Source organism: Deltaproteobacteria bacterium, assembly GCA_016930875.1.
Classification (GTDB): domain Bacteria; phylum Desulfobacterota; class Desulfobacteria; order Desulfobacterales.
Genome location: JAFGFW010000008.1, coordinates 1 through 20996 on the forward strand (window position 1 = coordinate 1; position 20996 = coordinate 20996).

The 20996-nt window shown below is 49.2% G+C and carries 20 protein-coding genes; 18 read left to right on the forward strand and 2 right to left on the reverse strand.

Translation table 11 applies throughout. From position 1 onward, the window contains the following. Window positions 1–230: 230 nt before the first annotated feature. Window positions 231–1283 (reverse strand): homocysteine S-methyltransferase family protein, encoded by a 1053-nt coding sequence (locus tag JW883_00650; GenBank protein ID MBN1840778.1) that lies wholly within the window; start codon window positions 1281–1283, stop codon window positions 231–233. A gap of 212 nt (window positions 1284–1495) precedes the next feature. Here JW883_00650 and JW883_00655 point away from each other — a divergent pair, with 212 nt between their 5' ends. Beyond that, the gene (locus JW883_00655) at window positions 1496–2290 is read left to right on the forward strand and encodes a prolipoprotein diacylglyceryl transferase (GenBank protein ID MBN1840779.1); all 795 of its coding nucleotides are present in this window, start codon (window positions 1496–1498) and stop codon (window positions 2288–2290) included. Between the two features lie 126 nt (window positions 2291–2416). On the opposite strand, the gene JW883_00660 is transcribed toward JW883_00655, so the two are convergent. Continuing rightward, on the reverse strand, window positions 2417–3418 hold the full coding sequence (locus tag JW883_00660; protein ID MBN1840780.1) for a histidinol-phosphate aminotransferase family protein: 1002 nt from the start codon (window positions 3416–3418) through the stop codon (window positions 2417–2419). Between the two features lie 269 nt (window positions 3419–3687). Here JW883_00660 and JW883_00665 point away from each other — a divergent pair, with 269 nt between their 5' ends. From JW883_00665 to JW883_00745, 17 genes are all read left to right on the forward strand, one after another. After that, complete coding sequence (locus JW883_00665; protein MBN1840781.1) at window positions 3688–4737, forward strand: arsenic efflux protein; 1050 nt, start codon at window positions 3688–3690, stop codon at window positions 4735–4737. A 348-nt stretch (window positions 4738–5085) separates the two neighbouring features. Then, window positions 5086–6342 carry a cation:proton antiporter gene (locus JW883_00670; protein MBN1840782.1) on the forward strand — a complete coding sequence of 419 codons (1257 nt, stop codon included), beginning with the start codon at window positions 5086–5088 and terminating at the stop codon, window positions 6340–6342. A gap of 75 nt (window positions 6343–6417) precedes the next feature. After that, window positions 6418–6894, forward strand: a complete 477-nt coding sequence (locus JW883_00675; protein MBN1840783.1) for a CBS domain-containing protein — start codon at window positions 6418–6420, stop codon at window positions 6892–6894. Window positions 6895–7377: 483 nt separating this feature from the next. Next, window positions 7378–7527 (forward strand): hypothetical protein, encoded by a 150-nt coding sequence (locus tag JW883_00680; protein ID MBN1840784.1) that lies wholly within the window; start codon window positions 7378–7380, stop codon window positions 7525–7527. Further along, window positions 7517–8560, forward strand: coding sequence for a 4Fe-4S dicluster domain-containing protein (locus JW883_00685; protein MBN1840785.1), 1044 nt, complete (start codon window positions 7517–7519; stop codon window positions 8558–8560). Before JW883_00680 ends, JW883_00685 begins: the two co-directional genes overlap by 11 nt. A gap of 80 nt (window positions 8561–8640) precedes the next feature. Continuing rightward, window positions 8641–9465, forward strand: a complete 825-nt coding sequence (locus tag JW883_00690; GenBank protein ID MBN1840786.1) for an FAD/NAD(P)-binding protein — start codon at window positions 8641–8643, stop codon at window positions 9463–9465. Between the two features lie 18 nt (window positions 9466–9483). Continuing rightward, window positions 9484–10239 carry an NADH:ubiquinone oxidoreductase gene (locus tag JW883_00695; protein MBN1840787.1) on the forward strand — a complete coding sequence of 252 codons (756 nt, stop codon included), beginning with the start codon at window positions 9484–9486 and terminating at the stop codon, window positions 10237–10239. Then, window positions 10236–11522, forward strand: a complete 1287-nt coding sequence (locus tag JW883_00700; protein ID MBN1840788.1) for a Ni/Fe hydrogenase subunit alpha — start codon at window positions 10236–10238, stop codon at window positions 11520–11522. The genes JW883_00695 and JW883_00700 overlap by 4 nt, the downstream gene beginning before the upstream one ends. Window positions 11523–11688: 166 nt before the next feature. Then, the gene (locus JW883_00705; GenBank protein ID MBN1840789.1) at window positions 11689–12630 is read left to right on the forward strand and encodes a universal stress protein; all 942 of its coding nucleotides are present in this window, start codon (window positions 11689–11691) and stop codon (window positions 12628–12630) included. 488 nt (window positions 12631–13118) lie between these two features. Continuing rightward, window positions 13119–13529, forward strand: coding sequence for a TrkA family potassium uptake protein (locus JW883_00710; protein ID MBN1840790.1), 411 nt, complete (start codon window positions 13119–13121; stop codon window positions 13527–13529). An 11-nt stretch (window positions 13530–13540) separates the two neighbouring features. Further along, on the forward strand, window positions 13541–14200 hold the full coding sequence (locus JW883_00715) for a TrkA family potassium uptake protein (GenBank protein MBN1840791.1): 660 nt from the start codon (window positions 13541–13543) through the stop codon (window positions 14198–14200). A 6-nt stretch (window positions 14201–14206) separates the two neighbouring features. Beyond that, window positions 14207–15697 (forward strand): TrkH family potassium uptake protein, encoded by a 1491-nt coding sequence (locus tag JW883_00720; GenBank protein MBN1840792.1) that lies wholly within the window; start codon window positions 14207–14209, stop codon window positions 15695–15697. A gap of 262 nt (window positions 15698–15959) precedes the next feature. Then, window positions 15960–16190, forward strand: a complete 231-nt coding sequence (locus JW883_00725; protein ID MBN1840793.1) for a hypothetical protein — start codon at window positions 15960–15962, stop codon at window positions 16188–16190. 208 nt (window positions 16191–16398) lie between these two features. Beyond that, a complete protein-coding gene (locus JW883_00730; GenBank protein MBN1840794.1) occupies window positions 16399–17040 on the forward strand; it encodes a DUF47 family protein in 642 nt (213 codons plus the stop codon). A gap of 5 nt (window positions 17041–17045) precedes the next feature. After that, on the forward strand, window positions 17046–18041 hold the full coding sequence (locus tag JW883_00735; protein ID MBN1840795.1) for an inorganic phosphate transporter: 996 nt from the start codon (window positions 17046–17048) through the stop codon (window positions 18039–18041). A gap of 49 nt (window positions 18042–18090) precedes the next feature. Beyond that, window positions 18091–20100 carry a PAS domain S-box protein gene (locus JW883_00740; protein MBN1840796.1) on the forward strand — a complete coding sequence of 670 codons (2010 nt, stop codon included), beginning with the start codon at window positions 18091–18093 and terminating at the stop codon, window positions 20098–20100. Beyond that, a complete protein-coding gene (locus JW883_00745; protein ID MBN1840797.1) occupies window positions 20097–20777 on the forward strand; it encodes a response regulator transcription factor in 681 nt (226 codons plus the stop codon). Before JW883_00740 ends, JW883_00745 begins: the two co-directional genes overlap by 4 nt. Window positions 20778–20996 lie beyond the last annotated feature (219 nt).

A 20996-nucleotide genomic window follows, 5' to 3' on the forward strand; every position in this document is an offset into this window, starting at 1 on the left:
AAGTGCCCTGAGTGCGGGACCAAAATTGATGGGGTGGGCATGTGAGTGTCGAGGTGAACTGGAGATAAGGCTCGCTCCGGGAATTGCCAATTAAACTGGCTTCAAATTCAGGCCCGAACCGAGGGAGCGTTATCCAGCACAGGCACATCTCTTGAGGGAATATGTTATGATAACACTTGGAAATCGTAAATTTTTTCGGCGTGCTTCAAGAATGGCCGCTATTGACCTTTTTAAGATTTTTTGAGCAAAAAATGGCATACTGCTGAATTATGTCGTTGCTCGTACAGAATTCGTTCGTCTCTTTCCCTCCTATGATGCTTATTCCCTATAATGGTGTGTAACTCCAAGCGAGGAGAATACTTGCTATTTGGGACGGTTCGCCCTAAAGCCTCAGCCATGGCCCTCAGGTGATGAGGCGCCGTTCCACAGCAACCACCGATGTAATTGATGCCCATCTGCTTCGCCTTCAGAGCGTACTTGGCCATCTCAAACCTGGTAAGGACGAAGGGGTCTAGCTCGAGGGGAAAGGCAATGTGGCCGTGGAATTGCTGAATTTGAAAATATGGTCTCTCCTCGGAACAGCGATAGGCAACCGGCTGCGCGGCTACAAAACAAGATACTGTCTGACGTACCCTCGCTGCTAAAGGCAACATTCGTTTTGGGTCGCGAAAACAGTTGGTCCCAACGATGTCTGCGCCAAACTCTTCCAGTTCTCTAAAAGCCTCTTCCAAGAGAACTCCATCGAGGGTCCGATCTTGGTACTTGAATCCCAAGGTAATCATGGCCGGTTTACCAGTGGCCTTAATCGCCTCAAGGGCAATTTTGGCTTCTCCCAAATACTCTATAGTTTCAGCAATGAAGAAGTCTACGCCGTGCGGGAGCTGATACATAATCTGCTGGTCGAACTGGCGCCTGGTTTCCTTATGACTCGATGGATTCGCTGGGTCGTAGACCCAGGTGTTGGCCAAGTTACCGGCAACTACACACCCATATTGTTTAGCCACCTCGTTTGCGATACGCACGGCCACAGAGTTAATCTCCGCAAGGACTCCTTTTTTGCCGATATGTTTCAGCTTCTCTTCATGAGCATAATAAGTCAACGCTTGTAATACCTGAGCACCAGCTCGGGCAAAGTCGGTTTGTAACTGCTTGAGGGCTTCCGGGTGCTCAATGGCAACTTCAGGGGTAAAGGGCCCTGCGCTCACATAGCCCCTGCGCTCCATTTCAAATATGGTCCCACCATCTCCAAGGACAATATCTTCTTTCAGTAAATTCAAAATCATCGAACTTTCCTTTCTTAGTTCGCTTCGCTCACAATTGGCCTCCGGCCCGTAGGGCCGACGCCACGGAGGGAATAACGGGATGTTGGAATCCTGGGTTTTTTCCACCTCGTTGAAAAATATTGCGATTTATGACATAGACAAACGATGGATCGAAAAAATATCAATAGAGGGTTTAAAAAGCTCAGACTGTTCAGGAGTTCTTGTTTGTTTGCATGATATCTTATCCTGATATAAAACCTTACATAATTAAAATAGGCCCTTTACAGGTGAGGTGGTATGCTTTTATGTACATCGTGGGCTTTTTTAGCTCATATCTTTTAGTAAAATACCAGATTAAGAAAAAGAAAATACCGATAGAAAAGCCAATAATTGGTGATATCTACTTTTATCTCATTCTCGGAGTGATATTGGGTGCGAGATTAGGTTATGTCATCTTTTATGACTTTTTTGAATACGTAAAAAACCCACTTGAGATCATAGCTGTATGGCATGGGGGGATGTCCTTTCATGGCGGTCTGATTGGAGCCTTGATTGCAGGAAAATATATAGCGAAAAACAGAAATATTGACTTCTGGTTATTAGGAGACCTGATAGTAGTTACAGCCCCAATAGGTCTGGGACTCGGCAGAATTGGCAATTTTATCAATGGTGAACTTTATGGAAGAGTTACTAATGTTCCTTGGGCAATGGTTTTCCCCGATCGGGGAGGGTTGCCGAGACATCCATCACAGCTATATGAGACCTTCTTTGAAGGAGTAGTCCTTTTTACTATATTATGGCTTTTAAAAGACAGGATAAAGACAAAAGGTAACCTGACGGCATTATTTGTAATACTCTATGGGGTCGCAAGGTTCATGATCGAGTTTTTCAGAGAGCCTGATGCTCAACTCGGTTTTATTGCTGCTTTTCTTACCATAGGGCAGATATTGAGCCTCTTGATGATAATTGCGGGCCTATTCATATTATTCAGGAAAGATGTTCGAACCAGTAGAAGGGTCAGCCTTTGAGATTGAGAACTCGACATTATAGAAGCAATAGAGCTTGCCTGGTTTCGAGATGAGACCATTGAAAGAATACGCAGGTTGAACACTGAAATAAGGCAGCCTTAGAGGCGCGCTGGGTCTTCAACGCACCTAAAGCAGCTCTCTCAGAGTCCGGACGACGCGTGCGTTATCTTCCGGCAACGCCGTTGTCACCCGCATGAAACCGGGTCCCAGTGTGGGGTCCTTTAACGGTTTGATAAAAATGCCCCGTTCCCCCAGCCTTTCGGCCAGCTCGGTGGCGCCGTGGGGGGCGAAATCCGCGAGGAAAAAGTACGTCTCGGTTGGAAAGGTGCGAACGCCAAGCGCCTGCAACTCGCCGGCAAGCTGCTCGGTCCAGCCGCGCAGCTTGGTTGCCCGGTCCCGGATCTTATCCTCGTGCTGTAGTGTGGCCAATGCCGCGGCCTGGCTAGGACGAGCCAGTGGATATGCGTCGTTGCGGCTGTTGAGTTCGTTGGCCAGCCTCTCAGGGAGGATAGCGTACCCTACCCGAAAGCCCGCAAGGCTGTGCGCCTTGGAGAACGTACGTGTGACGATCAGGTTCGGATACCGGGGTACGAGATTGGCAACCGATTCGCCAGCTAGACCGATGAACGCCTCATCGACCAAAAACCAGGTATCCGGCTGTCTCGTAAGGAGGCCTGGTAGGGCTGACATGTCAAACGTGCCGCCGGTGGGATTGTTGGGATTGACGATCACAGCCAGCGTGGTCCTCTCCGGGAGACCCAAATCCTCCAAGTCGAAGGCGAAGTTGTCCCCGGCAGGGAGACGGGTCTCCGTGTATTGCTGAGCGATCTCAGGAAACAAGGGATACGTAGGCGTCAATAGGTGAACCCGCTGTCCGAAACGGTCGAAAAGTTGACGCAGGATGAGCTCCGAACCTGCATTGATATGGACCAGCCTGTCGGGCACGCCGAGGCGCTCGCTAATAAGCCGGCGCAAGGGTTCAGAATAGGGCTCGGTGTAGTAGTTGCTTTTCGGCACCTCCGCCTGTGCGGCCACGATAGCCTCCTGGATGGGCGCCAGGGGATTCTCGCATAGGAGTAGTTTGATGCCTTTGAATGTTCCACCGCCCTTTTCAAGGATCGACACCATGTTGGAACACCTCCTTGCCTCTATAGGTGGCGGTTGTCCTCTCATCCACAATAAGTGGTGTGTTTATACCAGAAATGTGCTATCGGAGCAAACCTTTTCGTAATACTTCACAGCAGAGACCGCAAGGGTTGGCTACATTCTTTAAGATACCCACCATGGCGTGCGTCAACAAATTTGATCTGAATGAGGAGATGACAGATCAGATGGAAATATTGCTCGCTCGTAGAATTGCGAATCGAAATCTGGCTTTCTAAGGAGGCGCAAAACAGATGGAAATCCTCTCTATCTTCAAACATGCCATGATGATCACCGTCTTTGTCTTTGTGATGATGCTTTTGGTCGATTTTATTGATACGGTGAGTGAAAGGCGGATGACCGCGATCATGCAAGGGGGTCTGTGGCGGCAGTATACTCTGGCCTCTTTTCTCGGTTCCACCCCGGGTTGTCTGGGTGCTTTCATGAACGTAAGTCTCTATGTCCACGGCATAATCACTTTCGGTGCAATAGTGGGTGGAATGATAGCCACTTCCGGGGATGAAGCCTTTGTGATGCTCACCCAGTTCCCGGCTACAGCCTTGGTGCTTTTCGGGTTACTATTTTTCTTGGGGATCTTTTTTGCCTTCGTAAGCGACAAAATCATTGGGATCGTTGGGATTGTTCCATGTGAATCTTGTCTTGAGCATCAGTGTGAAGAGTGCGTTCCGGGAGACGAAGATTCGGTTAGGGCTGGCGACATTTTTAAGCCTGGAAATATCGTTCAAAATCTTCGGTCGCTTTCCTTTACGCGTTTTCTGCTTCTTGCCTTCATAGGCTCTTTTCTCGTGTTGGTTTTACTGGGAACTCTTGGCCCAACCCATTGGAACTGGAAACGCATTACCTTTATAGGTCTTTCAATGTGCTCCTTATATATTGCTGCGGTTTGCTCAGAACATTACCTGCACATTCACATTTGGGACCACATAATCAAGAAACACCTCTTTCGTGTTTTCTTGTGGACCTTTGGCGCCCTATTCTTTGTACATTGGGGTTTGGCCTTCTGGAACCTGGATGCCTTTATCCGGCAGCACATGATTTGGGTACTTCTGATCGGCGCCTTAATTGGAATAGTACCTGAGTCAGGGCCGCATCTGATATTCGTGATGATGTATGCGCAAGGGCTGGTCCCCTTTTCCGTGCTGTTCACCGCGTCATTCGTGCAGGACGGCCATGGCATGCTCCCACTGCTTTCCTACAGCATCAAAGACTCTATTCTTATCAAGGTATTTAATCTTGCCTTCGGGATTGCAGTAGGAGGGACGCTTTTCGCTTTGGGGTTATGACCTGGGAACATTGCCGGACCTTTGTCACAACCTTTGCCGATGTCATGAGTGTGTTTTTTACTCCGAAATCGCAGCCCTGCTGCTCAATCTGCGATCCTTATGCCGCATCTAGCTGCCATTATTCTCCGTGCAACTGAACACGGCCACTGTGATAAGACTCTTATGCTACGCAAGTTGGAACATCGTGGTTTTTTGGAAGTTCACTGATGGGACTGCTCTATAATTTTCCACTAGTCATCTGATTCTGTTTGTGGTTGTAATGGAGGCGATGGCAATACCCATTTTCTTCTCGCTCGAGAAGCTGATTCCGTTGACCGGAAAACAGGGAAACCAGAAGACATCTTGCCGATGAAAACAGATCTTTCGTTTCTACATATTTCTGCGTTCACGCTCCTGGGGATAGCTGTAATTGCCGGCTTCTATATGGGCCATGTTGTCCAGCGCATCCGCCTGCCGTCACTTATCGGCTATATGATTTTTGGCGTCATCCTTGGGCCGTCAATACTAAACCTTATCGACGAACCCATGAGTCAACGCCTGTCATTCTTGACAGAGATCGCCCTGGGGTTTGTCGCCTTCACAATTGGTTCGGAACTCAGCCTGTCGTCTTTAAAGCGACTCGGATCAGGTATTATCTCCGTTATTTTTGCAGCATGTTTCGGGGCCTTTTTTGTGGTTGTCGCCGCTGTATATCTCTTGACCCGCGATCTGCCCTTATCTATCATCTTTGGCGCAATGGCCCCGGCCAGCGCCCCGGCAGGCACTGTTGCCGTTATTCAGGAGTGTAAAGCCAAGGGGAGCCTGACAAAGGCCCTCTATGCAGTAGTCGGGTTTGACGATGGGCTGGGCATCATTATCTTCGGCTTCGCCGCCGCCCTGGCAAAGAGTCTCCTCATTGGAGAGGCTTCCGCTACCACTGCAAGCGTCCTCCAGACCCTGGGGACACCGATAGTGGAAATCGTCTTGAGTCTCGTAACGGGCGCAATTATCGGATTCGGGTTCTGCAGACTGGTCCTCAAGCTGCAAAAATCCCGAGATATCTTGATCATCCTTTTTGGCGCCGTGCTGCTGGCCACAGGGCTGTCAATACGTTGGCACCTGTCCTTGATCCTTACCAATATGATGGTTGGATTTGTGCTGGTAAACAGCAGGCGTGAAGCCCTGGTGCAACGCGTGACGGCTCCGCTGCTGGAAATCATGCCACTGGTCTTCTTGCTGTTCTTCTGTCTTGCCGGAGCCAACCTGAGGTTATCAGCCATTCCGGCCTTGGGAAGTCTCGGAGCAGTTTACATACTGGGGCGATCAGCGGGAAAAATCGGAGGCGTTCGTCTTGGGAGTTTATTTGGTCCGGTCGAGAAGAAGGTTAAGAAATATTTGGGCATAGGGATTCTTTCCCAGGCAGGCGTGGCAATCGGTCTGTCGCTGATTGCCAAATACGAGTTTGCCCAGCTCGACGCCCAGTACAACCTGCCCCACGCCTCTACAATCGGGGCTGCGGTGCTGACTACAATCACTACGACCTGTGTTTTCTTTGAGATCATTGGCCCGATTCTTACAAAGTTTGCTTTGAAAAAAGCAGGCGAAATACCGAATGAGGCATCATAGTGATGGGTGGGCGCAAGGGGGGATGCGAACGGTGTCGGCTGCGGGTAGATAATTAAGGCAACAAGAGGAGGCAACATGGTAAGGGTCAAAGACAAACGAACCCTCGGCAAGATTGCCGCTTTAGTGGAGCAAGTGGAACACCGCAAGGTCCCTGTGGTCCCCAAGCGAGCCACTGTCAGTGAAATCATCGACGCTTTTGCCGAGTCGGATCATTCGCGAATCTTGTACGTCGTGGATGACGAAGGGAGATTCAGAGGCGTCCTCTCCTTGGGAAATATGATCAGACACGTATTTTTCCATTACCACGATCCATCAATCGATTCTCGAAGTCTCGTAAGCATGTCTGTGTCAGAAACGGCCGGCGACTTCATGCAAAGGGAGCCGGTGTTTGCCATGGTTTCCGATAAAGTGGAAGATATACTCCAGCGCATGATCGACCACAACGTCAAAGAGATCCCCATCCTGGACGATGAGAGAAGGGTCGTGGCTGACGTCACCATCGTTGATCTTCTCAAGTATTATAAGGGCGTCAAGGGGGTAGATTTATCTTGATATTTTCCGAAAGAGCCACCTCAACTAAATTTCAGCAAGGAAAGATCAATCTTTTTAAAAATCTAAGCAGAAAAAATCATTTTCTAATTGTCTTCATTCCTCCCTGCCTGCCATCGCCACATACGGCATGCAGTTTACATGCTAGCATATCTGGCAATGGCGGGCAGGTTAACCCAATATGAGCGCAAGGTTGCGCCTGACGGCTTGAAAACATTACACTGCGTGTCCAGTATTCCAACATTCCGTTATTCCAATTGTGAGCGAAGCGAATTAAGTTCCTCACGTGAACAATTCCTTAAACGACAAAAATATCCGGCTTGCCCAATAATAAAGGAGCTGGATATTTTTTTGGGCTTTTCCCTTATCTTGTGCTAATAACCTGTTGTTGTTTGTATAATGACGTTTAAATATCATGTGCAAGTGTTGCCCCCACCCGCCTGCCTGCCACCCGCATGCCGTCGCCACGCACGGCATGCAGTTTATATGCTAGCATCTCTGGCAATGGCGGGCAGGTCGCCGGGCACAGCATACAGCGAGAATGCCAGGATGCGTGGCAATGGCGGGCAGGAACCCTCCCCCATCAAGAGGGCTGGGGCGGAGGTGAGCAATCCGGAGCATTTCCATGCTGTTTAGAACGATTACCAAAGAGAACTTCAAAAAGATGGTCGAGGGCCTCATGGAGGAAAATGAGGTCATCGGTCCGAAATCAAGAGATCGGGACAAGGAAGGGAACAAGATTTACAGGTTCTTGAAGCTCAATTGCTTTGATGAGCTTGAGATGGACTATACCCGATCTTATTCCTCGCCCAAGGACTATTTTTTGCCCTTCAAGGAAGACCTCGCTACCTATCGCTTGGAGAACAACGGTTGGGATCAAAAGATCCATTATACGATCCACCCAAGGATAATCATCGGAATGCGGGCGTGCGATATCAACGCCCTCTTGAAACTTGATCAGGTGATGTTAAAGAGTGCCTACCCTAACCCGTACTATTTTGCGCGAAGGCGAAATACCTTAATCATAGGACTAGATCATGAGCCTCTGGAAGATTGTTTTTGTCGGTCGATGAATACTGACACGGCCTCTCATGGTTTTGATCTATTTTTAACCGACATCGGGGATAGATATTTTGCAGCGATCAATTCCGATACTGCTTACATCGTCCTGAACCGATTCAATGCGCGGGAGGTCAGAGAAGAAGACCAACTCCGTTACAAGAAAGTAAAGAAGCAGATTGAGTCAAAGTTCAAAACGCAGGTTGACATAACAATCTTACCCGAATTGATGGACTTGGAATTTGAGTCAGAAGTCTGGAAAAAGTGGGGGGATAAATGCCTGAGCTGCGGTAGTTGTGCCATGGTATGTCCCACCTGCTATTGCTATGGTGTAGAAGAGGACATCGATCTGAGTTTTACCCAGGCTACGAAGAGAAGGTTTTTGTACTCTTGTAACCTTATTGATTTTGCTACCGTGGCCGGGGGATACAATTTTCGCCCGGATGCACATATTCGATTGAAGTATCGATATTATCATCAGTTCAGGGGATTTGAGGAAGCCTTTAATCAATCACTATGTGTGGGATGCAACCGGTGCGGCAAGGCGTGTCCGGCAGGGATCAGTCCCAAAGCGGTGATAGATGATTTAATCAAGACGGAGAAAGAATGAGTCCGAAGATTCCGCAACATGACATAAACCTGGAGCCTTTCATGTCGAGGCCTCCGGATTTTAACCGGAAATCTATCCTGATGCAGACAGAAAAGAGCTTCAAGTCCGAGATCTTCAATATTATCCCATTGACAGCTCGGGAGAAACTCTTTCACATAAAGATATGTGACGCCTACGAAAGAGAAAAATTTACCTTTCTCCCAGGCCAATTCGTGATGCTGGAACTACCTGGGTGCGGGGAGGTCCCTATATCGATTTCAAGCTCCATCTCGAACAAGGACTTCATTGAACTCTGTATACGAAAGGTTGGCAAGGTTACGGGGTTGCTCCACCGGTTAGAACCCGGTGCGATCGTTGGGATCAGAGGACCCTTTGGGACCCACTTCCCCATGCAAAAGATGGTAGGATGCAACATTCTTTTGATAGCTGGAGGGTTGGGTATCGTCCCACTTCGTTCCACCATATACTGGGCAAACGAGCATCGGTCCGATTACAAGGATATTACAATCCTGTATGGCGCTAAAGAGCCAGGGCAGATTTTGTTCGATTACCAATTTGAAGAATGGCACAAGATTTTTGACCTGAAAATCCTGACAATCGTCCAGAACCGTGCTGAGAATTGGGAGGGGAGGGTGGGGCTGATCACTGATTTGTTTGATGAGGTCCCCATTGATCCGGACAACACCTTTGCGATTGTATGCGGACCTCCGGTGATGTTTAAATTCGTGTTTGCCCACCTCACTAATGTAGGGATTTCCCGACAGCGGATGTTTCTATCCTTAGAGCGAAGGATGCATTGCGGCATGGGAAAGTGCTGCCGCTGCAATGTCGGTTCGATATTCACATGTCTGGATGGGCCGGTATTTGATTACTGGACAGTGATGAATCTTAAGGAAGCGATATAAGTTTTATGGAAAAGGATTATGAAATATCTAGGGATTACACTTGAAAGGCCGAAGATCGGGGTATTTGACTTTACCGGCTGCGAGGGATGCCAGCTCCAGATAGCGAATAAGGAAGAGACACTAACGGACCTGTTTGGCCTGGTAGAGGTAGTAAACTTTCGGGAGATCTCTTCTGAGAGGCGCAACGATTATGAGGTTGCCTTTGTTGAGGGGAGCATTACTACTGACAACGAAGTGGCGAGACTTAAAAAGATTCGTATACAGGCCAAGATCCTTGTAGCAATGGGGGCGTGTGCGTGCCTGGGTGGTGTGAACAACCTGAGGAGCCGTTTTCCTTTGCCGGATGTGGTAAAAGAGGTCTATGGAGGACATCCTGTAGATACCGGGCCGGTCAGGAAGGTGACAGAAGTGGTCCCTGTGGATATAGAGCTACCTGGATGTCCCATTTCAAAGCCTGAATTTGAGTGGGTAGTGCGCCATCTGGTACTCGGAATAGAACCCCAATTTCCCAAATACCCAGTTTGCGTTGAATGTAAACAGCGGCTCAATTCCTGTGTGCTTGATATGGGGATGATGTGCCTGGGGCCTATCACACGCGCTGGCTGTAATGCAGTGTGTCCCCGAAACCGGTTTGGTTGTTGGGGCTGCCGGGGTCCTTCGGACGAGGCGAATTTTAAGTCGCTTATGGAGATACTCGGGGAAAGAGGGTTTTCAGAGGAACATATTAGTGAGCGGATCAACTTCTTTAATGCGTTTAGCGGACTTTCGCAATGAATGTTAAGATAGGAAGGCCGATCAACATAGAGATTGATCATCTGAGCCGGGTGGAGGGGCATGGGGATATTAGGATACGGATCGAGAACGGAAAGCTGGTTGAGTGTACCTGGAAGGTAGTAGAGACTCCCAGATTTTTTGAGGTTATGTTCAAAGGGCTTTCTATTGAAATGGCGCCGCTCCTTGCGGCCCGGATCTGCGGCATATGTTCCATTTCACACGCCCTGGCCAGTGCCCGCGCCATAGAGCGGGCCTTGAAGATTGAGATTCCGGAACCGGCGCAAAAGGTAAGGCTCCTTGCCAAGCATGCCGAGACCCTGCAAAGCCATACGCTTCACCTCTTTTTTTTGGTGGCGCCCGATTTCCTTGATGTAGATAGTGTTATTCCGCTTATCCAAACGCATCCGCAGGTGGTAGAGACCGCGGCCCGAATCAAGGGATTCGCCAACAGGGCATCTGATCTCTTCGCAGGGAGAACCACACATCCAATGGTCATAAAGGTCGGCGGCTCGACACAGGTTCCGCGCAAAAGACAGTTAAAAGAATTGGTCAAAGACCTTGATGCAACTATTCCGTACTTATGGAAAGCTCTTGATCTTTTCAAGAGCTTTAGAATGCCTGATTTTGCAAGAGAGACAGAATTTGTCTCACTCAGGGGCACTGAAGAATATCCGTTCATCGGAGGGAATCTTGTATCAAGCGATGGTATCTGCAAAAAGGAAGACGAATATCGTGCCATGACTAACGAGTATGTCGTTGATTTCTCTACCTCAAAATTCAGCAGGCTGAGCCGGGAATCTTTTGCTGTCGGAGCCTTGGCAAGGTTTAACAACAACTATGATCTGTTGCACCCCAAGGCAAAAGAGACGGCTGAGGAACTGAATTTAAAATTGGGAGAGCATAATCCCTTCTTTTATAACCTGGCACAATTGGTGGAGTGCTTTCATGTTATGTATGAGTCAAAAGAGATAATCCTAAGTTTGATCGACTCAGCTATCTCTGAATTTGCAAGCCACTATAGGGTAAAGGGATGTGAGGGGGTGGGGGCTGTTGAGGCACCCCGGGGGATACTCTACCATTACTACCGGATAGGTGAAGATGGGAAAATTGAAAAGTCGGATTGCGTGATTCCTACCAGTCAGAACCACGTCAATATTTATTATGACCTCCATAAGCAGGTAGAGGAGTTAATAGGACAGGGGAAAGGGGAAGAAGAGATCAGGAACCTTTCTCAGATGCTGGTCAGGGCTTATGACCCGTGCATTTCCTGTTCGGTCCATTGAACTGTTACCTGTCGGGCAGGCACAAGCCTTCCGCGGGCAGGATAACCTTGAACCACAATATGTTGCACCACTTTTTCTCTTGACACACAACTCAATTACGGTTATAAGTCGGCCCACAAAAAAGCGCGTTCTTGTCCGCTACCCACAGTAAAGGAGGGAGTAACCAATGAAAGACACCCGAAATAAAATATTGTTGGCTGTTGATGGGTCCGACCAAGCCCTTGAGGCGGTACGCTATGTCAGCCAAGTTCTACCGCACCAACGAACCAAAGTCGTTCTTTTCCATGTCAAGACCGAAGCTCCTGAATCGTTTTTGGATTTGGAAAAAACAAAAGAGTTTGGGGCCAAGGCGACTGCAGCAAGAGCGTGGATGGCAGGGCGAGAAAGCGTCATGAAAAAATTCCTTGACAAGGCGCAGAAAATGCTTGTCAATAGCGGTTTTCCCAGTGCCGCAGTTACGGTTAATGCCCAATCGAAGAAAAAAGGCATTGCCAGAGATATTCTTCGGGAGTCACTCAAGGACTTTGGCGCTGTTGTGGTGGGACGCACTGGAACCAGCGGGGTGAAGGACTTCGTAATTGGAAGCGTGGCCAATAAATTGATCGGAAAGCTACATCACCTGCCCCTTGTTGTTGTTGAAGGAAGGCCTTCGCCCAAAAAAATCCTGGTGGCTTTTGACGGTTCTGAAGGAGCGCTGATGGCCGTAGATTGCGCTGGCTCGGTGTTGGTTGATCCTGACTGCGAAATAGCGCTCCGCCATATCATCAGGCCTCTTGACATTGAAAAGATAGGGCCAGACCAGCTCTTTGCTCCGAAAGACGAAGCAGAATGGCTGGAAACCATGAAGAGAGAAATTGATCCAGCCATGGAAGAAGCCAAAGATCGACTGATCAACGCGGGCTTTACCTCAAGCCGTGTTACCACCAAAATCATTTCCGGCAAAAGGAGCCGGGCCAAGGCGCTTGTAGAGGAAGCCAAGGAGGGTGGCTACGGCACCATTGTGATGGGCAGGCGGGGCCTTAGCGTTGTCCAGGAATTTTTCATGGGCCGTGTCACCAATAAGGTTCTTCATATGGCTGATAACATGGCAGTGTGGATTGTGAGTTGAAGAAGACATCTATCTTCGATACCCTCTGACGGCGCAGGGAGTTCAAAATAAGAAAAAATTAATCTATTAGCATCGCAGCGCTTTTTCACTAGTGTCCGTACTTTGTCCCTTTCCTTCACCTCAGCAGGGGTAGCTTCCCTATATAGTGCCTGACCGAAAACCCTGTGTTTTTCGGTCAGAAACACGAAATCCGTGGTCCAGACATGACTTACATGGGCAGCAGAATGATCCACGCATGTCGCGCCGGGGCAGGCCGAAACAAATTCTAAATTCGAATGCTCGAACGCTCAAGACGACCGAATACCAAGGCCTTTCTTTTGAACATTGGAAAATTTGATATTCGGATTTAATCCTTTCGAACCGGTCCCGGAAAACTTCGTTCTTGTGCCTCCGTTGGTAAATCAGTTGCCCGTTCGGCGTATTAACGAGAAGACTCGGGACATCTTCTATTCCCTGAATCGTATCGCACCGAAGAAAGATGAATCCCTATGAATGTTATCGTGGTGGGTTGCGGTCGTTATGGATCTCTTCTGGCCAATCAAGTGAGCTCCCGTGGACACAGCGTCGTGGTCATTGACCGGCAGGAGAATGCGCTTAAGGCGCTTTCAACGGAATTCAGCGGATTCACCATAACCGGGAATGCTGGTGAGGTGTCTGTCCTGCGCGCGGCCAAAATCGAGACCGCCGATTGTCTTTTATCCATGTGCAACGAAGACACTCTCAACTTGATGGTAACTCAAGTAGCCAAATATATCTTCGGCGTGCCCAAGGTCATCGCGCGGGTGTATGAACCTTCTTATGAATCCATGTTTCGTAAATTCGGCATTGAAATCATCAGCCCGATCCAACTGGCCCTTGAAGCCTTTCTCGATACTTTGGAACTGCAGACAGAATCATAAGATCAGGAGCAATGAAAATTATTCTCATAGGCGGAGGTAAAACAATCTATTTTCTAGCCAAGCATTTCATTGGCGAAGGCCATCATGTGACCATTATCAACCGAGATCCGGAGGAAAGTAAAACCTTGTCCCATCAACTCGATGCAACCGTACTGCTTGGAGACGGGAGCAATCCCGAGATGCTGGATCAGGCCGGAGCGGGCAGTGCAGACGTACTGCTCTGCCTGACATCACAGGATCATAACAATTTGGTGACCTGCCAGATTGCCAGTGAGGAGTTTGATGTTCCTCGAACGATTGCCTTGGTCAACAATCCTGAGAATGAGGAAATCTTCCGAAAACTGGGGGTCCCCCTGATCTTTTCATCGACCCGAGTCATAACAAGCCTTTTAGAGGAACAGACTGGTTTTATGGCCATAACCAACCTCATGGCTGTTGCCCAGGGCAAAGTCAATGTAACCGAGGTCCGTCTCCCAGAAAACGCCCCGGTGGCAGGCAAAAGCCTCCAGGAATTGAAACTGCCTGAGGGTTTCCTTCTTGCTACCATTATCCGAAACGGTGACGTCCTTGTGCCGAGAGGTTCCACGATCCTCCAGGCCCATGACCAGCTCATTCTGATCGGACAGGCGAAAAATTACACAGATGTCCTGAGGACATTGACCGGCGAGTAAACATCCATGAGGTATCCGGAATCTCTTCGCCAGCGCTATAAGGGCATCCTGGGCTATACAGGCGTAATCGCTTGCATTGTCGGTCTGCTCATCCTCTCACCGCTTCTTCTTCTTCCATTCTGCAACAATGAGATCGCCATTGCCTGGAGCTTTGTTTTGCCCGGGCTGCTCATGCTTTCTGCCGGCTGGGTACTTTCGCGCCTATTCTTACCCAGGAAGGCGTTCAACCTGACGTATCAGGAAGGATCTGTAATTGTTGTTCTTTCCTGGACAATGGCCATTTTGGCAGGAGCCTTCCCGTTCTTGATCAGCCTTGACCTTAGTTTGACACAGGCTGTTTTTGAATCTACAAGCGGGTGGACGACAACGGGACTCTCCGTTGTGGATGTAATGACCGCGCCACATCTGGTCCTCTTTTATCGCAGTGTGCTCCAATTTGCCGGAGGCGCCGGTTTTGCCATCATCATGCTAAGCGCCCTGGCCGGGCCTGCCGGCACAGCCCTCAGCGCGGCCGAGGGCCGGGAAGGCCGGCTTGTGCCAAATATCAAACGCTCAGCCAAACTCGTGGTTTCAATGTACATTTGCTATGCCGCGATGGGAATCATGGCTCTTCGTGCAGTCGATATGGAGTGGTTTGACGCCCTAAACCACTCCTTTACCGCTGTCTCGACCGGAGGCTTCTCGACACGATCCCAATCCATAGGCTACTGGAACAGTCCTGGTGTGGAGGCTGTAATCATTGTCTTGATGCTCCTGGGCTCCACAAATTTTCTGACCAGCTACATGCTCCTTAATCGCAAATTTAAGTTGCTTCTGCGAAACGGCGAGCTTCGCCTGGAATTCGTATTGTTGCTTTTGTCGCTCACCTTGGTCTTTTTCGCTGTAACGAAAAACCTTTACTCCATCCTTCATGAAGCCCTGCGCGCCACGATCTTTCAGGTTGTTTCGGCGATGTCAACTACGGGATTCTCCACCGTCGAATATGATGAAAATTGGTGCGGCCTGGGCTGGATAGTCTTGATTGTGCTGATGCTTATCGGCGGCGGCACTGGCTCCACGGCCGGGGGTCTAAAACAATACCGGATCTATATATTATACCGGGGGTTGTTATGGGAGTTCAAACGACTGATTCTCCCCCAGAAGGCAGTAACCGATCCTGACGTCTGGCATGGTGAGCAGCAGGGATTTATCAGCGACGAGGACCTCCGCCACGCTGGTCTCTTTGTGTTTCTGTACTTGGCCATGTTCAGCTTTGGGGGTATGATTATATCCGCTTATGGTTATTCCTTGAAACAAGCCTTGTTTGAGTTTGCAAGCACGCTTGGCACAGTCGGTCTTTCAGCAGGAGTCACAACGGCAGACACCCCGCCAGGAATACTCTGGACCCAAATATTGGGCATGCTTTTGGGCCGGTTGGAATTTTTCACCATAATTATCGGCGCCATTAAACTGAGCCAGGATCTCCGTTCGATGGCGCCTAATTCCACACGTTTTTGAGTTGAAGGAGGTATTGTCAGGAACAGGCATCAGTGAATGGAAAGTTGAAATCAAACATTAAATAGATGGAAGAACTTAGATGAGGATATACATGATGAGTTGATATGATTTTAATCCTGAATATCCTGTCAATCCTGTCAAAAAAATCTCTTTGAAGGACCTGAATTGTTAGCCTTTTTACAAAACCGTCAATTTCAGCTATATGTGTGTTAAGATATTTAGATAGACTCTGAGAGGAAAAGACACAAAATGGGGGGGCAGTATGAAAGAACGAGATGTTGAAAAGCAGTTCAAGATTCTGGAGCAGGAGATCGCCTTGAATGGGGAGCAACTGGAAGCGCTCCGGCGTGACCAGCGGGCGGCGACAGATGCCATGCGCCTGGAAGTGGAAACGCTCCGGCGCTGTCTTGTACGTCTGTTTCCGGATTCTGATGAGTGCTTTGCCACAGTGCGGGCCGAGGTCGCAAAGGAAGTAGATCCGGAAGCGCTTTAGAGGGGCCAGATTAGACCGTTAATCATGAAATTCGTGTTTTTTCTGGCAGAAAACAAAAAAGACAACCACGAAAGCACGAAGACACGAAATTTCTCTGGGAATCTTTTCTTCGTGCTTTCCTGTCCTTCGTGTTTTGCGGCGTTCGCCTTGAAAACATCACGTGATAATTTTTTTTGGTTCTGGTATGTCCGGGCTAGGTGAGTCGAACATGTTTTTTCCGCGCAAGTCAAAGATATTTGATGAATTGCTTAAGCAATCGTTAATTGTTAAAGAAGTGGCTCACGTATTTCGCGACATCACGCGTGACTGGGAACAATTAGAACACGGTTCATCAGCGCTGCAGACACTGGAACGACAGGCCGACGAATTGGTCCACAGTATCACGGATGATATCGAAAAAACGTTCATTCTGCCGTTAGACAAAGAGGATATTGCCGTATTGACGGAGTCTTTGGATGATGTGGTGGACAACCTGGAAGAGGCGGTCAATCGTCTAAGTATCTATAGGATTTCTGAAAGCAACAACGCGCTAGGGGACTTTTCGGAACTAATTGAACAATCTGCCGTGTACATTCACAAGGGAATATCGATGATCAAAGAAGGTGGAATTGCCTCTGAAGACTTTGCTTCCTGTGGCAAGATGCTTCGCGATTTGGAAAGTCAAGGAGACATACTACACAGAAAAGTGTTGGAAGAGCTGATGGGCAACTGTTCCTCTTCTTTTGCTGATGGGAATGACTACCTCTCCATACTCAAATGGAAAGAGATCTTCCAAACTCTGGAGGACACGTTGGACAAATGTGACAATATTGGCAAACTCTTTGCGAGATTAAGGATCAAATATATATAGCGGCCATGGAGCCCGGATTCATCGTATTCGTATTTGCCATTGCTCTTTCTTATGTCTATGCCTTTGTCGGTGGCTTTACGGACGCGGCCAATGCCATTGCGACATCCGTTGGGTCCCGGGCGCTCTCTCCCCTGACCGCGGTCTTGATGGCCGGGGTCCTGGAGATCCTTGGCGCCTTGACCGGGACAGCAGTTGCCATGACTATCGGCAAGAGCATTGTGGCATTGGATTTGATTTCTCTCACCACGGTTGTTGCAGCCCTCATGGGGACAATGGCTTGGAGCCTGTTCACCTATTATCTGGGTATTCCGGTCAGCGAAACACACGGATTGGTTGGAGCTCTTGTCGGAGCAGCATTAGCGATGGCCGGGGCAGAGGTCATTCTCTGGGCGGGACTAGCAAAAGTCTTGATTGCGATTGTGGCCTCACCTTTGTTGGGTTTTGCAGGTGGGGCCGTGTTGATGTATATGATCAATTTCTGCTGCAGTTCCGGTCCTGCACGGAAAATGACCTTGGCGTTTAAGAATCTCCAGCGGTTTTCTGCCGCTTTTATGGCTTTCAGCCATGGCCGAAACGATGCCCAAAAACCCATGGGTATCCTGGTCATGGCGCTGGCGCTCCATTTCGGATGGAAAGATCCGGGCGTGCCCCTTTGGATTATTCTGAGTATCGGATTAACTGCCGGGCTCGGCGTGGCATATGGAGGATGGCGGATTATCAAAACTCTGGGCATGAAGCTTGCCCCATTGGCGCCTGAACAAGGTTTTGCAGCGGAAACCTCTGCGGCTTGCGGGTTGCAATTGGCCTCTGTCTTTGGTATTCCGGTTTCCACAACGCACATCATTACTTCATCCATTGTGGGCGCCGGAGTTGCTCGTCGATTTTCCAGTGTACGTTGGGGAGTTGCTTTTAGTATAGTGCTCTCCTGGGTCTTGACGCTTCCAGCGACTCTAGCCCTGGGCTGGCTTTTCAATAAAGCGCTTGGCATGATGTTTTTTTAGTTGATTTTAGTTCCGTAGTGGTCAGATTGCCTTTCAAGGGGACGTTCCTATGGTAAATAAACCCACCTATGAAGAACTTGAACGAAGGGTCAAGGAGTTGGAGAAAGAAGTTGCGATGCACAAGCAGACGGGAAAGAATCTTCACTCTGCGGGACCGGATGCTGAAAGCATCTTTCAGGCCCTCGTTCACCCAACATTCATCGTTGATCCCAAATACCAAATGCTGGCAGCCAACCGTGCCGTAATAAAGATGACGGGACTGTCGGAAGAGGAACTGCACGGGAAAAAATGTTACGAGATCTTTCATCACAGCGAGGCGCCTCCCGAAGGCTGTCTCATGAAGAAAATGCTGGCTTCCGGTCATCATGAGGCGGGCGAAATGGAAGTGGAAGCGCTTCACGGGACGTTTCTGGTTTCCTGCAGCCCGGTGTTTGACGACACAGGTAGTATTCAGCGGGTTATCCACATTGACACCGATGTCACCCAGAGAAAGAGGGCGGAGGAGGCGCTTCAGAAAGCTCGTGACGAGCTGGAACAACAGGTAAAGGAGCGTACTGCTGAACTGTGCACAGCAAACCTGCAACTGAATGCGGAACTGGAAGAGCACAAACAGGCAGAGGAAGCGCTGCGGGAGAGCGAGGCCGAAAAACGGGCGATTCTTGACGCCTCTATTGACATAATTCGCTGCGTTGATAAGGACATGAAAATCATTTGGGCCAATAGAACAACAATGATAGCAAACGGCCTCTTCCCGGAAGACGTTGTAGGCGAGTTCTGTTACAGAGTTTTCGTTGGCAGGGATACGCCGTGTGAAGGATGCCCCACGCTAAAGGCCTTGGAAACGGGTGAAATCGAAAGCGCTGTCATGCATAAGCCCACGTTCAAGGGGATACAAGAGGAAACTTTCTGGAATATTCACTGCGTGCCTCTAAAAAGCGAATCGGGTGACACTGAAAACTTTGTGCAGATCGCCAGAAATATCACCGAGCAAAAAAAAGCAGAAGACGCCCTGAGGAAGAGCGAGAAACGGCGCCATATGTTGTTTGACAAAAGCAACGACCCTCTGTTGGTTCATCACCTGAAACTAGAGGGTGTGCCTGGCAAATTCATACAAGTCAATGATGTCGCGTGCAAAAAATATGGCTACACAAAAGAAGAACTGTTAGAATTATCACCTTTAGACATCAGCGCACCTGAAATGCGGCAAAATACTGCCTTGCGAGTAAAAAGGTTGTTTGCTGAAGAAGATATCATGTTCGAAACAGAGCATGTAGCCAAAGACGGCCAAAGAATGTCCGTTGAGATCAGTTCTCATCTGTTTGATCTCGACGGACAGCCCACCGTGATATCCGCCGTACGAGATATCACCCCCCGAAAAAGGGCCGAGAAACGTGTCCGTTTTCTAACGCAAGAGCTGATAAAGGCACAGGAAAACGAGCGGCAAAGCCTTTCGCATAAATTGCACGACCTGGTGGGGCAAGACCTTTCTGCCCTAAAAATCAGCCTTGACACCCTTTTTGATGATCAGCCGGAAATCCCTCCTGGCACAAGCCAAAGAGTAGCCGATCTCTCCAGGATGTTTGAAGAAACGATTATGACTGTCCGGGATATGGCCTACAACCTGCGCCCTGTGGGGCTGAAAGAGGTCGGGCTGATTGAGACACTTCGCCAGTATTGCGAAGAGTTCTCCGCCAAACGCGGAGTAGCGGTTGATTTCTCTTGCGCCGGCATGGAGAGTTTAGAACTCGACTCTGATACCAGGATTACCCTGTACCGGCTGGTTCAAGAAGGACTAAACAATGTGAAGAAACATGCTGATGCCAGCCATGTGAGCATCAGGTTGGTGGCCTCTTTCCCCCACATTCTTCTTCGCATTAAAGACAATGGCAAAGGTTTTGACGTGAAAAATCGAATGGTGGCAGCAGAAAATGAGAGGCGCATGGGGATTCGGACCATGGAAGAAAGGGTGATGCTGGTTGGCGGAATGATGAAGATCGAATCCCGCCTCGCGCACGGCACAAAAATTCTCATTGAGGTTCCTTGCAAGAAGAAAAAATGACGGCCAACAAGAAAACCATCTTGATTATTGACGACCATCCTCTTTTCAGAGAAGGCATTAAGTCCCTTATATTACGCGACCGCAGGTTCGAAGTGGTCGGGGAAGCGGGAAACGGACGTGAAGGGCTCAGAATGGCCAGGAAACTCAAGCCGGACCTGGTGCTGATGGATATATCCCTGCCTGATAGAAATGGCATTGAGCTCACCAGAGAGATACGAGGCCTTTTGTCAGAAACACGTATCATGATTGTCAGCATGCACTCCAAGATCAATCACCTAACCAATGCATTTCAGGCTGGGGCCACCGGGTATGTGGTGAAAGAATCGGCCGCTGACAGGCTTTTGCAGGGGCTTGAGGCAGTATCAAAAGGCGAATATTTCCTGAACACTTCCCTCTCGCATAAGGTGCTGAAAAAGTTAACGGAACCCTCTGGGAAGGAGGCGAAGATCACAGATGAAAGATATGCAGCCCTGACTCCCCGTGAACAACAGGTCATGCGACTGCTGGCCGAGGGGCTTCCGACCAAAGAGATTGCCGAGAAGCTTTTCATAAGCCCCAAAACCGTCGAGAACCACCGGGCCAACATTATGAACAAGCTTGCCCTTCACAGCGCCATGGAACTGGTGCGGTATGCGGCCAGGCTCGGCCTGATCGATGTTGACCTCTGGAAGGGCTAAGCCGGACAAAAAAATGAACATCGAACATCGAACGTCCAATCGCTCGACCTTGAGGCTCTCGACAGGCATCGAATGTTGAATGGGAAAACACGCGGCGCAAGCGCCTGCGCCGCGCGGAGGAAACAGAAGAACTAATTAAGATTTTCGTTACGAGTATCAAAACGGCCGTTCGACAGGCCGTTCGACAGGCTCACGGTCCCGAGCCAAGTCGAGGGACTC

Bases quoted from the DNA above. Each gene is read 5' to 3' on its own strand.
- JW883_00715 (MBN1840791.1), top strand. From the start codon at position 13,541: ATGAAAATTATTCTCATAGGCGGAGGTAAAACAATCTATTTTCTAGCC.
- JW883_00660 (MBN1840780.1), bottom strand. From the start codon at position 3,418: ATGGTGTCGATCCTTGAAAAGGGCGGTGGAACATTCAAAGGCATCAAA.
- JW883_00675 (MBN1840783.1), top strand. From the start codon at position 6,418: ATGGTAAGGGTCAAAGACAAACGAACCCTCGGCAAGATTGCCGCTTTA.
- JW883_00670 (MBN1840782.1), top strand. From the start codon at position 5,086: ATGAAAACAGATCTTTCGTTTCTACATATTTCTGCGTTCACGCTCCTG.
- JW883_00700 (MBN1840788.1), top strand. From the start codon at position 10,236: ATGAATGTTAAGATAGGAAGGCCGATCAACATAGAGATTGATCATCTG.
- JW883_00745 (MBN1840797.1), top strand. From the start codon at position 20,097: ATGACGGCCAACAAGAAAACCATCTTGATTATTGACGACCATCCTCTT.
- JW883_00665 (MBN1840781.1), top strand. From the start codon at position 3,688: ATGGAAATCCTCTCTATCTTCAAACATGCCATGATGATCACCGTCTTT.
- JW883_00710 (MBN1840790.1), top strand. From the start codon at position 13,119: ATGAATGTTATCGTGGTGGGTTGCGGTCGTTATGGATCTCTTCTGGCC.
- JW883_00695 (MBN1840787.1), top strand. From the start codon at position 9,484: ATGAAATATCTAGGGATTACACTTGAAAGGCCGAAGATCGGGGTATTT.
- JW883_00655 (MBN1840779.1), top strand. From the start codon at position 1,496: ATGATATCTTATCCTGATATAAAACCTTACATAATTAAAATAGGCCCT.
- JW883_00725 (MBN1840793.1), top strand. From the start codon at position 15,960: ATGAAAGAACGAGATGTTGAAAAGCAGTTCAAGATTCTGGAGCAGGAG.
- JW883_00680 (MBN1840784.1), top strand. From the start codon at position 7,378: ATGCTAGCATCTCTGGCAATGGCGGGCAGGTCGCCGGGCACAGCATAC.
- JW883_00650 (MBN1840778.1), bottom strand. From the start codon at position 1,283: ATGATTTTGAATTTACTGAAAGAAGATATTGTCCTTGGAGATGGTGGG.
- JW883_00735 (MBN1840795.1), top strand. From the start codon at position 17,046: ATGGAGCCCGGATTCATCGTATTCGTATTTGCCATTGCTCTTTCTTAT.
- JW883_00690 (MBN1840786.1), top strand. From the start codon at position 8,641: ATGCAGACAGAAAAGAGCTTCAAGTCCGAGATCTTCAATATTATCCCA.
- JW883_00705 (MBN1840789.1), top strand. From the start codon at position 11,689: ATGAAAGACACCCGAAATAAAATATTGTTGGCTGTTGATGGGTCCGAC.
- JW883_00740 (MBN1840796.1), top strand. From the start codon at position 18,091: ATGGTAAATAAACCCACCTATGAAGAACTTGAACGAAGGGTCAAGGAG.
- JW883_00720 (MBN1840792.1), top strand. From the start codon at position 14,207: ATGAGGTATCCGGAATCTCTTCGCCAGCGCTATAAGGGCATCCTGGGC.
- JW883_00685 (MBN1840785.1), top strand. From the start codon at position 7,517: ATGCTGTTTAGAACGATTACCAAAGAGAACTTCAAAAAGATGGTCGAG.
- JW883_00730 (MBN1840794.1), top strand. From the start codon at position 16,399: ATGTTTTTTCCGCGCAAGTCAAAGATATTTGATGAATTGCTTAAGCAA.